The organism is Microbacterium sp. K35 (assembly GCF_004794375.1).
Lineage (GTDB): Bacteria > Actinomycetota > Actinomycetes > Actinomycetales > Microbacteriaceae > Microbacterium > Microbacterium sufflavum.
This window is the reverse complement of sequence record NZ_SSDM01000223.1, coordinates 1-14,657: the sequence shown is the minus strand read 5'-3', so window position 1 is coordinate 14,657 and position 14,657 is coordinate 1. Positions and strand designations below refer to the sequence as shown.

General features: G+C 69.1%; 13 protein-coding genes. 8 read left to right on the top strand and 5 right to left on the bottom strand.

Features of this window, described 5'->3' with window-relative positions; genetic code table 11:
- Position 1: 1 nt before the first annotated feature.
- From DW299_RS08320 to sdhC, 5 genes are all read right to left on the bottom strand, one after another.
- Positions 2 to 1,216 carry a YihY/virulence factor BrkB family protein gene (locus tag DW299_RS08320; RefSeq protein WP_136030388.1) on the bottom strand — a complete coding sequence of 405 codons (1,215 nt, stop codon included), beginning with the start codon at positions 1,214 to 1,216 and terminating at the stop codon, positions 2 to 4.
- A gap of 101 nt (positions 1,217 to 1,317) precedes the next feature.
- Positions 1,318 to 2,085: a succinate dehydrogenase iron-sulfur subunit gene (locus DW299_RS08315; protein ID WP_136030386.1), complete on the bottom strand. Its 768-nt coding sequence runs from the start codon at positions 2,083 to 2,085 to the stop codon at positions 1,318 to 1,320.
- Between the two features lie 2 nt (positions 2,086 to 2,087).
- A complete protein-coding gene (gene sdhA, locus DW299_RS08310) occupies positions 2,088 to 3,914 on the bottom strand; it encodes a succinate dehydrogenase flavoprotein subunit (RefSeq protein ID WP_136030384.1) in 1,827 nt (608 codons plus the stop codon).
- A gap of 19 nt (positions 3,915 to 3,933) precedes the next feature.
- A complete protein-coding gene (locus tag DW299_RS08305; protein WP_136030382.1) occupies positions 3,934 to 4,374 on the bottom strand; it encodes a succinate dehydrogenase hydrophobic membrane anchor subunit in 441 nt (146 codons plus the stop codon).
- Positions 4,374 to 4,808, bottom strand: coding sequence for a succinate dehydrogenase, cytochrome b556 subunit (gene sdhC / locus DW299_RS08300; RefSeq protein ID WP_136030381.1), 435 nt, complete (start codon positions 4,806 to 4,808; stop codon positions 4,374 to 4,376). The genes DW299_RS08305 and sdhC overlap by 1 nt, the downstream gene beginning before the upstream one ends.
- 227 nt (positions 4,809 to 5,035) lie before the next feature.
- Here sdhC and DW299_RS08295 point away from each other — a divergent pair, with 227 nt between their 5' ends.
- The 8 genes from DW299_RS08295 (at position 5,036) to DW299_RS08260 (ending at position 14,512) form a co-directional block, all read left to right on the top strand.
- On the top strand, positions 5,036 to 6,151 hold the full coding sequence (locus DW299_RS08295; RefSeq protein WP_136030378.1) for a mannose-1-phosphate guanylyltransferase: 1,116 nt from the start codon (positions 5,036 to 5,038) through the stop codon (positions 6,149 to 6,151).
- Positions 6,152 to 6,300: 149 nt separating this feature from the next.
- Positions 6,301 to 7,413, top strand: coding sequence for a BMP family lipoprotein (locus DW299_RS08290; protein ID WP_136030376.1), 1,113 nt, complete (start codon positions 6,301 to 6,303; stop codon positions 7,411 to 7,413).
- A gap of 106 nt (positions 7,414 to 7,519) precedes the next feature.
- Positions 7,520 to 9,034, top strand: a complete 1,515-nt coding sequence (locus tag DW299_RS08285) for an ABC transporter ATP-binding protein (protein WP_136036308.1) — start codon at positions 7,520 to 7,522, stop codon at positions 9,032 to 9,034.
- The gene (locus DW299_RS08280; RefSeq protein ID WP_136036307.1) at positions 9,031 to 10,350 is read left to right on the top strand and encodes an ABC transporter permease; all 1,320 of its coding nucleotides are present in this window, start codon (positions 9,031 to 9,033) and stop codon (positions 10,348 to 10,350) included. Before DW299_RS08285 ends, DW299_RS08280 begins: the two co-directional genes overlap by 4 nt.
- A complete protein-coding gene (locus DW299_RS08275) occupies positions 10,347 to 11,633 on the top strand; it encodes an ABC transporter permease (RefSeq protein ID WP_136036306.1) in 1,287 nt (428 codons plus the stop codon). Before DW299_RS08280 ends, DW299_RS08275 begins: the two co-directional genes overlap by 4 nt.
- Entirely contained in the window at positions 11,599 to 12,057 is a 459-nt protein-coding gene (locus DW299_RS08270; protein ID WP_522731639.1) for a cytidine deaminase, read from the top strand. The genes DW299_RS08275 and DW299_RS08270 overlap by 35 nt, the downstream gene beginning before the upstream one ends.
- Entirely contained in the window at positions 12,054 to 13,346 is a 1,293-nt protein-coding gene (locus tag DW299_RS08265; RefSeq protein WP_136036304.1) for a thymidine phosphorylase, read from the top strand. The genes DW299_RS08270 and DW299_RS08265 overlap by 4 nt, the downstream gene beginning before the upstream one ends.
- A gap of 50 nt (positions 13,347 to 13,396) precedes the next feature.
- The gene (locus DW299_RS08260) at positions 13,397 to 14,512 is read left to right on the top strand and encodes an adenosine deaminase (protein ID WP_136030362.1); all 1,116 of its coding nucleotides are present in this window, start codon (positions 13,397 to 13,399) and stop codon (positions 14,510 to 14,512) included.
- The last annotated feature ends 145 nt before the right edge of the window (positions 14,513 to 14,657 follow it).

The following is a 14,657-nucleotide window of genomic DNA, read 5'->3' as shown; positions in this document are numbered from 1 at the left end:
CCTAACGAGCGCCTCCGACATCACCGCGGTCCTGGCGGTGGTTGAGCTCTGTGAGCAGACGCTGTGCCAGCGGGGAACCCGCCGGCAGCGGCGGCGGGGCAGTGGCCTCGAGGTGCGCCACTTCCTCCCGTGCGCGGCGCAGCGCCCGCTCGGTCGCCCACACGCGGTACCAGGGGGCGGCATCGCGCTCCGCCTGCGCGTCTCGGGCTCGGATGCGCGCGGCGACGAGCAGCGCCCGGTGCTCGTCGATGCGGCGCTCCGCCTCGGTCTGGGCGAGGAGCGGCAGGTCGCGGTCCTGCGCCGTCACCGCCATCCACGACGCCGCGACGAGCATCACGACGCCGTTCACGCGGAACCACAGCAGCAGTCCGACGAAGATCGCGAACGTGGCCAGGAGAGGGTTCGACGGCGTGTAGCTCAGCAGGAAGCCGACACCGAACTGCAGCACGGTCATGGCCGCACCGCCGAGGAGTGCGCCCGGCCAGATCACTCCCCAGTGCAGCGAGGTCCCGGTGAGGAATCGCACCATCGCGGCCAGGGCCCCGGTCAGGAGCACGAAGGACACGAGCACGGTCCCGATCCGGATGCTGAGGTTCAGCCCGTCCGATCCGGAGTCCCACCCGAGGAGGGTGAGGAGCCAGCGCAGCACGGCCGCACTGGCCGAGCTGAGGGCCGACCCGAGGATCAGGGCCACCCCGAAGATGAGGGCCGCGAGCAGATCGCGGGCCTTCAGCAGCAGGTAGCTGCGGCGGTCGGGCTCGAGCCCGAAGATGTCTCGCACGGCGCGGCGGGAGAAGGTGACCCAGCCGATCGCGGTCCAGATCACCGTGCCCAGGGCGATGAGGCCGGTGACGCCGAGCACGCCGGTCGTGTTGGAGGCGATCTCCTGCACCTGCTGCGGTGTGAACACGCCGCCCTGATCGAGGATCAGGTTCGGGATGTAGTTGTTGATGATGTCGATGAGGCCGTTGACCGCATCTTCGCTGCCGCCCAGCCAGAGACCGGCGATGGCGAAGGCCAGGTACACCGCGGCGAAGATGGCGAACAGCGCCTGATAGCTCACGCCCGCGGCGAGCAGGAAGCCGTTGTGCTGCAGGAAGTGTCGCCACACCCGCACCGGGAACAGTCCCAGGGTGCGCTGCGTCAGCGCGGTCGCGCGCTCGACCGCCGCATCGAGACGACCGGGCTCGGTCGCGGCACCAGTGGGGTCGGACACGACCCCACCCTATCCAAGGCGCCCCACGCCGGGACGCCTCCGAGACGCGCGAAGGGCGGCTCCGCAGTCGGAGCCGCCCTTCGCGCGGGGGAGGAGATGCCTCAGGGGCGTCCGCGAAGGACCGCCTGCTTGACCTCTGCGATCGCCTTCGTGACCTCGATGCCGCGGGGGCACGCCTCGGAGCAGTTGAAGGTCGTGCGGCACCGCCACACGCCCTCCTTGTCGTTGAGGATGTCGAGGCGCACGGCGGCGTTGTCGTCGCGCGAGTCGAAGATGAAGCGGTGCGCGTTGACGATGGCCGCCGGGCCGAAGTACTGACCGTCGGTCCAGAACACGGGGCACGAGGAGGTGCACGCGGCGCACAGGATGCACTTGGTGGTGTCGTCGAAGACCTCGCGGTCGGCGATGGTCTGCAGGCGCTCCTTGCCCTTCTCCGGCACGGAGTTCGCGACGAGGAACGGCTGCACCTCGCGGTACGACGCGAAGAACGGCTCCATGTCGACGACGAGGTCCTTCTCGAGCGGCAGGCCCTTGATGGCCTCGACGTAGATGGGCTTCGAGATGTCGAGGTCCTTGATCAGCGTCTTGCAGGCGAGGCGGTTCCGTCCGTTGATGCGCATGGCGTCGGAGCCGCAGATCCCGTGGGCGCAGGAGCGGCGGAACGTGAGCGAACCGTCGACCTCCCACTTGATCTTGTGCAGGGCGTCGAGCACGCGGTCGGTGGAGTAGAGCTCCACGTCGTAGTCGACCCAGTGCGGCTCGGCGTCGACCTCGGGGTCGAACCGGCGGATGTTGAACGTGACGATGAAGGACTGGATGCCGGTGTCTTCGGTCGTCTCCGCGGGGGCTTCGGCGATGGCGTTCGACATGGTCAGTACTTCCTCTCCATCGGCGGGTAGTTCAACTCGCCCTTGTCGTTCTTGGTGAACACGACGGGCTTCCAGTCGAGCTTGATGTGGTCGCTGGGGTCCGACGAGTGCGGGTCGCCCGTCAGGTAGGCCATGGTGTGCTTCATGTAGTTCTCGTCGTCGCGCTTCGGGAAGTCGTCGCGCATGTGACCGCCGCGGCTCTCCTCGCGGTTCTGCGCCGCGTAGACGACGACCTCGGCGATGTCGAGCAGGAAGCCCAGCTCCACGGCCTCGAGCAGGTCGGTGTTGAACCGGTGGCCCTTGTCGTCGACGTGCACGTTCTTGTAGCGCTCGCGCAGCTCGGCGATCACGCCCAGCACGTGCTGCAGCGACTCGTGCGTGCGGAACACCTGCGCGCCCTTGTCCATCTCGTCCTGCAGCGTCTTGCGCAGCACGGCGATGCGCTCGGTGCCCTGGTTGTTGCGCAGGTCCTCGAGCATGCCGGAGACGAACGCGGCGGGGTTCTCGGGGAGCGGAACGAACTCGGCGGTCTTGACGTACTCCACGGCGTTGCGGCCGCTTCGCTTGCCGAAGACGTTGATGTCGAGCAGCGAGTTGGTGCCGAGGCGGTTGGCGCCGTGCACCGAGACGCACGCGCACTCGCCGGCGGCGTACAGGCCGGGCACCACGGTGTCGTTGTCGGCCAGCACCTCGCCGTTGTTGTTGGTGGGGATGCCGCCCATGGCGTAGTGCGCGGTCGGCATCACGGGGACGGGCTCCACGACCGGGTCGACGCCCAGGTACGTGCGCGCGAACTCGGTGATGTCGGGGAGCTTGGTCTCGAGCACCTCGGCACCCAGGTGCGTGCAGTCGAGCAGCACGTAGTCCTTGTGCGGTCCGGCGCCGCGGCCCTCCGCGACCTCCTGCACCATGCAGCGCGCGACGATGTCACGCGGCGCGAGGTCCTTGATGGTGGGGGCGTATCGCTCCATGAACCGTTCGCCCGAGGCGTTGCGGAGGATCGCGCCCTCACCGCGGGCACCCTCGGTGAGGAGGATGCCGAGTCCGGCGAGTCCGGTCGGGTGGAACTGGAAGAACTCGAGGTCCTCCAGCGGGAGGCCCTTGCGCCAGACGATGCCGACGCCGTCGCCCGTGAGAGTGTGCGCATTCGACGTGGTCTTGAAGATCTTCCCGAAGCCGCCGGTCGCGAAGATGACGGCCTTGGACTGGAAGACGTGCAGCTCACCCGTGGCGAGGTCGTAGGCGACGACGCCGGCGATCTGGGTCTTGCCCGCCTCGTCCTTCACGGTGATGAGGTCGAGCACATAGAACTCGTTGAAGAAGTTGATGCCGAGCTTGACGCAGTTCTGGAACAGCGTCTGCAGGATCATGTGACCGGTGCGGTCGGCGGCGTAGCAGGCGCGGCGGACCGGGGTCTTGCCGTGCTCGGCCGTGTGACCGCCGAAGCGACGCTGGTCGATCTTGCCCTCGGGCGTGCGGTTGAAGGGAAGGCCCATGTTCTCGAGGTCGATGACCGCGTCGATGGCTTCCTTCGCGAGGATCTCCGCCGCGTCCTGGTCGACGAGGTAGTCGCCGCCCTTGACCGTGTCGAAGGTGTGCCACTCCCAGGAGTCCTCCTCGACGTTCGCGAGCGCCGCCGCCATGCCGCCCTGCGCGGCACCGGTGTGCGAGCGCGTCGGGTACAGCTTCGAGATCACGGCCGTCTTCGCGCCGGGGCCCGCCTCGATGGCCGCCCGCATCCCGGCGCCGCCGGCGCCCACGATGACGATGTCGAACTGGTGGTAGTGCACGCCGTCACGGACGACGGAATCCTGGGTCTGGGTAGTCACTTCTCGTATGCCTCTTCTTCTAGCCCTGCGCCTGGCAGGTCTCCCACAGCGTGCTGGACTCGGTCACACCCAGGCAGGGGTCGAACGTGAAGACGACCAGCGTGCCGAGGATGATGAGCAGGCCGGCGGCCAGCCCGAGTGCCCACACGAGTGCCTTGCGGGCGGTGGCGTTGGTCACGTAGTCGTTCACGATCGTGCGCATGCCGTTGGCGCCGTGGATGAGCGCGAGCCACAGCATCAGCACGTCCCACCACTGCCAGAACGGCGTGGCGAACTTGCCGGCGATGAACGCGAAGTCGAGGGCGTGGATGCCCTCGCCGAGCATGAGGTTGACGAAGAGGTGGCCGAAGATCAGCACGACGAGCACGACGCCCGACACGCGCATGAAGACCCAGCCCCACTTCTCCAGGTTCACCCCGCGCTGACGGCGGGCGGGGGCGACGGCGGTCTGAGCGCTCATCAGTGTCCTCCTCCGAAGCCGGCGAATGCGAGCATCAGGTGGCGGGGCACGAAGCCGGCCATGATGATGCCCCAGACGAGCAGAACGCCCCAGAAGAGCTGGCGCTGGTACTTGGCGCCCTTCGACCAGAAGTCCACGGCGATGATGCGCAGACCGTTCATGGCGTGGAACACGATGCCGGCCACGAGCACGACCTCGCCGAGCGCCATGACCGGGTTCTTGTACGTGCCGATGACCGCGTCGTACGCCTCCGGCGACACCCTGATGAGCGCCGTGTCGAGCACGTGCACCAACAGGAAGAAGAAGATGGCGACTCCGGTGATGCGGTGAAGCACCCACGACCACATGCCTTCGCGACCCCGGTAGAGGGTGCCGCGGGGGGTCTTGGACGTGGTTTCCGAAATCGACGGTGTCAAGCGAGCGCTTGTGGACACGGTCGTCCTCCCTGGATCGATGTGACTCGGTCGCGTGCGCCGTCTCGACCCCTCGAAGTGCTGGGGAGGGGCAGGCACGCCCGATCGCCCTCCATCCTATTCCTGTGAGAAGGCCGTGGGCGACGAAGGGGACCCTAACCAGCGTGCGCCGCCCGGATCCGGTCGGGACCGCGTCGCCGCGGAGCGGCTCACGGGGACCGAGCGGGCCGGCTGGGTACGCTGGCCGGGTGAGCGAACCCATCGAGGACTTCTACGCGGTGATCCCGGCCGGAGGCATCGGCAGCAGGCTGTGGCCGCTCTCCCGGGCGGATGCGCCGAAGTTCCTGCACGACCTGACCGGCTCCGGCCACTCGCTGCTGCGCGACACGTGGGACCGCCTCGAGCCCCTCGCCGGACCCGATCGGATCGCGGTGGTCACGGGACGGGCGCACCGGGCGGCGGTGGAGGCCGAGCTGCCCGGCATCGCCGATCTGAACGTGTTCCTGGAGTCGGAGCCGCGCGAGTCCGCCGCGGCGATCGGACTGGCCGCCGCCGTGCTGCACCGGCGCGACCCCGATGTGATCATCGGCTCGTTCAGCGCCGATCACGTCATCCGCGGCACGCGCGTGTTCGAGTTCGCGGTGCGGGACGCGGTCGAGGTCGCTCGCGAGGGGTACATCTGCACGATCGGCATCGCCCCCACGGAGCCCGCGGTCGGCTTCGGATACATCAAGAAGGGCTCCGAGCTCGTCGTCGAGCGTGCCCGTGAGGCCGCGCTCGTCGAGAGCTTCGTGGAGAAGCCCGACCTGGAGACGGCCAAGGCGTACCTCGCCGACCGGGGCTACCTGTGGAACGCGGGCATGTTCATCGCCAAGGCGAGCGTCCTGCTCGACGAGCTCGCCGCGAACGAGCCGGAGCTGCACGCCGGGCTGCTCGAACTGGCCGAGGCGTGGGACGATCGCGAGCGACGGGGCCCGGTCGTCGACCGCATCTGGCCGCGCCTCAAGAAGACGGCGATCGACTATGCGGTCGCCGAGCCCGCCGCGCGTCGTGGTCGCCTCGCCGTCGTCCCCGGGCACTTCGACTGGGACGATGTCGGCGACTTCGCGTCGCTCACCAAGCTCATCACCAACGGCAGGAAGAACGACCTCGCCGTTCTCGGGCCGCGGGCGCGGGTGCTCACGGATGCCGCCAGCGGCATCCTCGTCAGCCAGACCTCCCGCGTCATCAGCCTCGTCGGCGTCAAGGACATCGTCGTGGTCGACACCCCCGACGCGCTTCTCGTCACGACGGTGGAGAACGCGCAGCGCGTGAAGGGCGTCGTGGAGTCGCTGAAGCTGAACGGACAGGGCGACGTGCTCTGATGAGCAGTGATCGGTGCTCATCGGGTGGGTTGATTTCAGCTTTGTAACCTTTCGCCAGCGCCAGGGGCGACGTGCGTGCACGAAGGCTGAAACACTAGGTAACTTTGATCGATCCGCGATGGTCGCGGTTCCGTTGAGGGAGGCATGAGTTGACCATCTCCACCACCAAGAAGCTTCTCGGCGCGACCGTCGCCGCGGGCGTCATCTTCGCGCTCGCCGGTTGCGGCCAGGCACCGACCGACGAGGCCGGGGGATCGGACAAGCCGGCCGACTCCGACTTCCTGCCCTGCCTGATCTCCGACGCGGGCGGCTGGAACGACAAGTCGTTCAACCAGTCGGCCAAGGAGGGCATGGACAGCGCCGCCGAGGAGCTCGACATCAAGCCGCTCGAGTTCGAGTCGGCGAACGACAACGACTACGCGCCGAACCTCGAGACCGCGGTGTCCGAGGGCTGCTCGCTCATCGTCTCGGTTGGCTTCAAGCTGTCGGCCGCCACGGTCGAGTCGGCGCTCGCGAACCCCGAGATCGACTACGCGATCATCGATGACTGGGCCGACAACGACTTCGACGGCGAGGTCGACGCGCCCAACATCAAGCCCCTCGTGTTCGACACGGCTCAGGCCGCCTACCTCGGCGGCTACGCGGCCGCGGCGTGGTCGGCGCAGAGCGGTGTGAACAAGGTCGGCACCTTCGGCGGCATGCAGATCCCGTCGGTCGCCGTGTTCATGGACGGCTACCAGCTCGGTGTCGAGAAGTACAACGAGGACAAGTCGGCTTCGGTCCAGGTCTTCGGATGGGATGCGGCGACGCAGGAGGGCTCCTTCACGGGTGGCTTCGACGCGAACGACACCGCCAAGCAGACCGCTCAGGGCGTGCTCGACCAGGGCGTCGACGTGATCCTCCCGGTCGGTGGCCCCGTCTACCAGAGCGCCGCGGCGGCCATCACCGACAGCGGCAAGGACACCCTGATGCTCGGCGTGGACAGCGACCTCGCGGTTGCCGACCCGAGTGTTGCGGGCATGACGCTCGTGTCGATCATGAAGGCCATCGACGTGGCTGTGCACGACGCGACGATCGCGGCCGCCAAGGGCGACTTCGACCCGGAGCCCTACGTCGGGACGCTCGAGAACGAGGGCGTCAAGCTGTCCGGCTTCGGCGACTTCGAGTCCCAGCTGCCCGAGGGCCTGATGGACGAGCTGAAGACGCTGCAGGAGCAGATCATCTCCGGCGACATCACGGTGGAGTCGAAGAACTCGCCGTGATCTGAAACGGTCCGACACGGGGCGAGTGGTGAGCAGGCTGCCACTCGCCCCGTGCCGTGGACGGACGACGATTCTCCTGAATGACACTTCTGGATAAGGTGCAGATATGAAGCTCGAACTTCGCGGCATCACCAAGCGATTCGGCAGCCTCGTGGCCAACGACCACATCGATCTGGTGGTCGAACCGGGGCAGATCCATGCCCTCCTCGGGGAGAACGGCGCGGGAAAGTCCACCCTCATGAACGTCCTCTACGGCCTGTACCAGGCCGATGAGGGAGAGATCCTCCTCGACGACGAGGTGCAGCACTTCCGCGGCCCGGGCGACGCGATGGCTGCGGGGATCGGCATGGTGCACCAGCACTTCATGCTCGTACCGGTGTTCACGGTCGCCGAGAACGTGATGCTCGGCCACGAGCAGACCAAGGCGCTCGGCACCCTCGACATCGCGAAGGCCCGCCAGCACGTGCGGGAGGTCGCCGCGCGCTTCGGCTTCGACATCGACCCCGACGCGATCGTGGGCGACCTGCCCGTCGGCGTGCAGCAGCGGGTCGAGATCATCAAGGCGCTCTCGCGCGACGCGAAGGTGCTCGTGTTCGACGAGCCCACCGCGGTGCTGACCCCCCAGGAGACCGATGAGCTCATGGGCATCATGCGGCAGCTGCGCGACGAGGGCACCGCGATCGTGTTCATCACCCACAAGCTCCGCGAGGTGCGGGAGGTCGCCGACACCATCACGATCGTCCGTCTCGGCCGGATCGTGGGGGAGGCGTCGCCGACTGCGTCGAACGCGGAGCTCGCCTCGCTCATGGTCGGCCGCGCGGTCGAGCTGACGGTGCACAAGGAGGCGCCGCGACTGGGCGAGGGCGGCCTGGCGGTGTCCGGACTGCGGGTGCTCACCCCGGGCGGCGCGATCGTCGTGGACGGCGTCGACTTCACCGTGCGACCGGGCGAGGTGCTCGCGATCGCCGGCGTGCAGGGCAACGGCCAGACCGAGCTCGTGGAGGCCATCGTCGGTCTCGCGGCGCGCGTCGAGGGCAGCATCGTGCTCGACGGCAAGGAGCTGGTCGGCAAGAGCGTGCGCGCCATCCTCGACGCGGGAGTCGGGTTCGTCCCGGAGGACCGCACGGAGGACGGCCTGGTCGGCGGGTTCTCGGTCGCCGAGAACCTGGTGCTCGACCGCTCGGACGACCCGGCGTTCAGCCGCGCCGGCACCCTCAAGCGCGCCGTGCTCGAGGAGTTCGCGCGCGAGCGCATCAAGGAGTACGACATCCGCGCGCAGGGGCCCCACACCCCGGCGGGCACGCTGTCGGGTGGAAACCAGCAGAAGGTGGTCATCGCCCGGGAGATGAGCCGCGACCTGCGCCTGCTCGTGGCGGCGCAGCCCACTCGCGGCGTCGACGTCGGCTCGATCGAGTTCATCCACAAGCGGATCATCGAGACGCGCGACGCCGGGATCCCCGTCGTCGTGGTCTCCACGGAGCTGGACGAGGTCGCAGCTCTCGCGGACCGGATCGCGGTCATGTACCGCGGCACGATCGTCGGCATCGTCCCGGGTGACACGCCCCGGGAGACACTCGGACTCATGATGGCCGGTGCGGCCGAAGGAGAGGTGGCCGCGTGAGCGGAGCGACACCAGGCGCAGGGGACGCGACCAAGGGGCTCCCACCCGAACAGCTCGCCACGAGCACCGGCACCGTGCCGCGCGACCCCTCCGACGTCCCGCCGCCTCCCCGCGCGAACGTCGTCCTGAAGGAGATCCTGCGGGGGAGCGCCGTCACCACGATCCTGGCGATCGTGCTCGCGCTCATCGTGGGCGGCATCCTCATCGCCTTCACGAACGAAGACGTGCAGGAGGCGTCCGGATACTTCTTCGCCCGTCCGACCGACACGTTGGCGGCGGCCTGGAACGCCGTCTACAACGGCTACGAGGCGCTCTTCCGCGGCGCGATCTTCAACGCCCGCGGAGCCGACTTCGCCGCGCAGATCCGTCCGCTGACGAACACGCTCGGTTTCGCCGCGCCGCTCATCGCGGCCGGTCTCGGCGTGGCGCTCGCGTTCCGCGTCGGTCTGTTCAACATCGGTGCGCGCGGCCAGATGCTCATCGGTGTCGCGGTCGCGGCGCTGCTGACCTTCTCCCTCGACCTGCCGCTGTGGCTGCACCTGCCCGTCACGCTCCTCGCCGGCATCGCGGGCGGGGCGCTGTGGGGTGCGATCGCCGGTCTCATCAAGGCCCGCACGGGTGCGCACGAGGTGATCCTCACGATCATGCTCAACTACATCGCGTACTACCTGCTTCTGTGGATGATCCGGACGCCCGGCCTGCTGCAGAAGCCGGGCACGAACCAGGCGCTCGGCTCGCCGACACCCGAGTCGGCGCAGTTCCCGACGCTGCTCGGCCCGCAGTTCCCGCTGCTGGACGTGGGCTTCGTGATCGTGATCATCGCGACGCTGTTCGTCTGGTGGCTCCTCGAGCGCTCCTCCCTCGGCCTGCGCATGCGCGCCGTGGGCGAGAACCCGCACGCCGCCCGCGCCGCCGGCATCAGCGTGCAGCGCATCTACGTCTACGCGATGCTCTTCGCGGGAGGCCTCGCCGGACTCGCGGGCATGAACCAGCTGCAGGGCGCTGTGACCACCGGCGTCACCGAGACCATCGACGCGGGCATCGGCTTCGACGCGATCACCGTCGCCCTCCTCGGCCGCAGCCGCGCGTGGGGCACGTTCGCCGCCGGCATCCTGTTCGGCGCGCTCAAGGCCGGATCGTTCTCGATGCAGGCGCAGGACATCCCGGTCGACATCGTGCTGGTCGTGCAGTCGCTCGTGGTGCTGTTCATCGCCGCGCCGCCGCTGCTGCGCACCGTGTTCTTCCTGCCCAAGTCCGACGCGGAGAAGGCCTCCAAGGCGAGAGCCAAGGCCGCGAAGAAGGCGGTGACGGCATGATGTCGCTCGCACAGACCGAGGCCGCAGACGGCACCGTCCAGCTCGCGACCGTGAAGGAGCGCCACCTCAAGGCGCCCATCGTGCTCGCCGTGCTGACCGTGCTGCTCGCGCTGCTGTTCCTCGCGGTACCCCGTAGCGGCACCAGCACCTTCCGGCTCTCCGACCAGTCGTCGGCGTTCGCACTGCCCGACGTGGCCCTGCCCACCTCGTCGACCTTCTGGTTCGTGTTCGCCGTGCTGGTCGTGATCACGGTCGCCTCGTTCCTGCGGGCATGGGTGTATCGTCCGACCTCGCTCTGGCTGGTCGCTGCCTACGGTGTGTTCGCGGTGTTCGGGTTCCTGGTGTGGGCGTCCGCGGGCGGCCTCGTCCCCGTCACGAGCCTGCTGTTCGGCGCGGTGTCGCTGTCGGTCCCGCTGGTGTTCGGTGCCCTCGGCGGCGTGATCGGCGAGCGCGCCGGTGTGGTCAACGTCGCCATCGAGGGGCAGCTGCTGCTCGGCGCGTTCTCGGCCGCCCTGCTGTCGAGCATCACCGGCAACCCGTTCGTGGGTCTGATCGGCGCGATGGTCGGCGGCGTGCTGGTCGCCAGCGTCCTCGCCGCGTTCGCGATCAAGTACCTCGTCGAGCAGGTCATCGTCGGTGTCGTGCTGAACGTGCTCGTCACCGGTCTCACCGGGTTCCTGTACGGCGCGCTCCTGGCACCCAACGAGGCCGAGCTGAACACGCCGGTGCGGTTCACGCGGATCGAGATCCCGCTGCTCAGCGACATCCCGATCATCGGTCCCGTGCTGTTCAACCAGACGTTCATCGGCTACCTGATGTTCCTCACGGTCGCCGTCGTCGCGTGGGGGCTGTACCGCACCCGCTGGGGGCTGCGGCTCCGCGCCGTCGGTGAGCACCCGCAGGCCGCCGACACGGTGGGCATCAAGGTCAACCCGACGCGGTTCTGGAACGTGCTGCTGGCCGGTGCGATCGCGGGCATGGGCGGTGCCTACTTCACGCTCGTCTCGGTGCCGCAGTTCGGCAAGGACATGACGGCGGGACTCGGCTTCATCGCCCTCGCCGCGGTGATCTTCGGCCGCTGGGACCCGATCAGGGCGACGCTGGCGGCACTGCTGTTCGGCTTCGCGACGAACCTGCAGAACCTGCTGTCGATCCTGAAGACGCCGATCCCCGGCGAGTTCATGCTGATGCTGCCGTACGTGGTGACGCTGCTCGCGGTCGCCGGGTTCGCCGGGCAGATCAAGGCACCTGCCGCCGACGGCAAGCCGTACATCAAGTCGTAGGACGCAGGAAGAAGGAACGACCGTCATGACCGACATCGACTGGGACGAGCTGCGCCAGGTCGCCGCCGACGCGATGACGAAGGCGTACGCGCCGTACTCGCGCTACCGCGTGGGAGCGGCCGCCCTCGTCAGCGACGGACGCATCGTCGCGGGCTGCAACGTGGAGAACGCCTCGTACGGCGTCACGCTGTGTGCGGAGTGCGCGCTCGTCGGCGACCTGCACATGTCGGGCGGTGGGCACCTCGTGGCGTTCGTGTGCGTCAACAACGACGGCGACACGATCATGCCGTGCGGCCGGTGCCGCCAGCTGCTGTACGAACACGCCGTGCCCGGCATGCTGCTGGAGACCGTCTCCGGCATCCGCACCATCGACGAGGTGCTGCCCGATGCGTTCGGGCCGCGCGACCTGGAGGACGCACGATGACCGTTGAGCCGTTCGACGCCGTGGATGTGATCCGCGCCAAGCGCGACGGCGGGGCGGTGCCGGAGCCGGCGCTGCGCTGGATGGTCGACGCGTACACGCGCGGCTACGTCTCGGACGCGCAGATGGCCTCGTTCGCGATGGCGGTGTTCCAGCGGGGCATGGAGCGCGACGAGATCCGCGTGCTGACCGACGCCATGATCGCCTCGGGCGAGCGGATGAGCTTCGCGACCCTCGGCAAGCCCACGGTCGACAAGCACTCCACGGGTGGTGTCGGCGACAAGATCACCCTGCCGCTCGCACCGCTGGTGGCCTCGTTCGGCGTGGCCGTTCCGCAGCTCAGCGGACGCGGCCTCGGTCACACCGGGGGCACGCTCGACAAGCTCGAGGCGATCCCCGGCTGGCGCGCCGCGCTCAGCAACGAGGAGATGTTCGCCCAGATGCAGGGCGACGCCGGGGCGGTGATCTGCGCCGCGGGTTCCGGCCTCGCCCCCGCCGACAAGAAGCTGTACGCGCTGCGCGACGTGACGGGGACGGTCGAGGCGATCCCGCTGATCGCGTCGAGCATCATGTCGAAGAAGATCGCCGAGGGCACCGACGCGCTCGTGCTCGACGTGAAGTTCGGCTCCGGCGCCTTCATGCAGGACATCGACCGCGCGCGGGAGCTCGCACGCACGATGGTCGCACTGGGCACCGACTCCGGCGTCGCCACGACCGCGCTGCTCACGGACATGAACGTGCCGCTGGGCCGCGCGATCGGCAACGCCAACGAGGTGCGCGAGTCCGTCGAGATCCTGGCGGGCGGAGGCCCGGCCGACGTGCGGGCACTGACCGTCGCCCTCGCCAGGGAGATGCTCGCCCTCGCCGGGCAGCCCGACGCCGACGTGGAGGCCGCTCTCGACGACGGCCGCGCGATGGACAGCTGGAAGGCCATGATCCGCGCGCAGGACGGCGACCCCGACGCCGCGCTCCCGGTCGCGAGGGAGACGCACGTCGTGACCGCCGCGTCCGACGGTGTCGTGACGCGCATGGACGCGCTGCCCTTCGGGATCGCCGCGTGGCGCCTCGGTGCCGGGCGGGCCAGGGCCGAGGATCCGGTCATCCACGAGGCCGGCATCGACCTGCACGCCAAGCCGGGCGACCGCGTGACCGCCGGGCAGCCGCTGTTCACCCTGTCCGCGGCCGACGAGGCACGGTTCCCCCGCGCGATCGAGGCGCTGGAGGGGGCGTGGGAGCTCGGCGACCGGGCCCCGGAGGCCGGGCCGATCGTCCGCGAGCGCATCACGGCCTGAGGCCGCGGACGGTAGCCTGAAACCGAAGTCCCGCGACCGAGAGGATCCCCATGTCGATCGATGCGAACGGCGATGCCAGCCTGAACGGCGTCTCCCTGCGGAGCCTGCCCAAGGTGTCGTTGCACGACCACCTCGACGGGGCCGTGCGGCCGGCGACGATCATCGAACTCGCGGACGCCATCGGGCTCGACGTGCCGGAGAACGACCCGCGCGCGCTGGGCACCTGGTTCGCGAAGCAGAGCGACTCCGGCTCGCTGGTCGAATACCTGAAGACGTTCGACCTCACGACGGCCGTCATGCAGACGCGCGAGGGGCTCACCCGGGTCGCGCGCGAGTTCGTGCAGGATCTCGCGGCCGACGGCGTGATCTACGGAGAGGTGCGCTGGGCGCCCGAGCAGCACCAGGCGGCGGGGCTCACGCTGGAGCAGGCCGTGGAGGCCGTGCAGCAGGGCATCGAGGAGGGCGAGGACGCCGCCGACCGCAACGGTCGCAGCATCCGCATCGGCCAGCTGATCACCGCCATGCGGCACACCGACCGCGCCAGGGAGATCGCGGAGCTCGCGGTCGACTTCCGCGGCCGCGGTGCCGTGGGCTTCGACATCGCCGGGCCGGAGGACGGCTTCCCGCCGTCGAACCACCGCGCCGCGTTCGACTTCCTCGCCGAGAACTTCTTCCCCGTGACCGTTCACGCGGGAGAGGCCGCCGGACTCGCATCGATCCGTTCGGCGCTGCTCGACGGGCGCGCGCTGCGGCTGGGCCATGGTGTGCGCATCGCGGAGGACCTGGAGGTCGTCACGCAGGAGGGCGACGAGGTGCAGGTGCGCTTCGGTGAGCTCGCCCGCTGGGTGCGCGACCGCGAGATCCCGCTCGAGCTGTCGCCGTCGTCGAACCTGCAGACCGGGGCCGTCGCGGCCTGGGGCAACGTGCTGGCCGACCACCCGTTCGACCTGCTCTACCAGCTGGGCTTCGCCGTCACCGTGAACGTGGACAACCGCACCATGAGCGCGACCTCGCTCACGCGGGAGCTGGCGCTGCTGGTGGAGACGTTCGACTACGACCTCGACGACCTGGAGACCTTCCAGTTCAACGCCGCGGCCGCCGCGTTCCTCCCCGTGGAGGAACGCGAAGAGCTCGTGGAGATGATCGCCGAGGGATTCGACGCCTGACCGTGGCTTCCGGGGGGAAGCGACGGGGGCGCGTCGCACTGATCATCTCGCTCGCCGCTGTGCTGCTGGTCGGGGGTGGCGCGGCGGCATACCTGCTGCTGAACCGGGGGGCGGCCGAGGCGGCACCGGCGCGGACGGAGTCGCC

Bases quoted from the DNA above. Each gene is read 5' to 3' on its own strand.
- DW299_RS08315 (WP_136030386.1), bottom strand. From the start codon at position 2,085: ATGTCGAACGCCATCGCCGAAGCCCCCGCGGAGACGACCGAAGACACC.
- DW299_RS08305 (WP_136030382.1), bottom strand. From the start codon at position 4,374: ATGAGCGCTCAGACCGCCGTCGCCCCCGCCCGCCGTCAGCGCGGGGTG.
- DW299_RS08285 (WP_136036308.1), top strand. From the start codon at position 7,520: ATGAAGCTCGAACTTCGCGGCATCACCAAGCGATTCGGCAGCCTCGTG.
- DW299_RS08275 (WP_136036306.1), top strand. From the start codon at position 10,347: ATGATGTCGCTCGCACAGACCGAGGCCGCAGACGGCACCGTCCAGCTC.
- DW299_RS08265 (WP_136036304.1), top strand. From the start codon at position 12,054: ATGACCGTTGAGCCGTTCGACGCCGTGGATGTGATCCGCGCCAAGCGC.
- DW299_RS08260 (WP_136030362.1), top strand. From the start codon at position 13,397: ATGTCGATCGATGCGAACGGCGATGCCAGCCTGAACGGCGTCTCCCTG.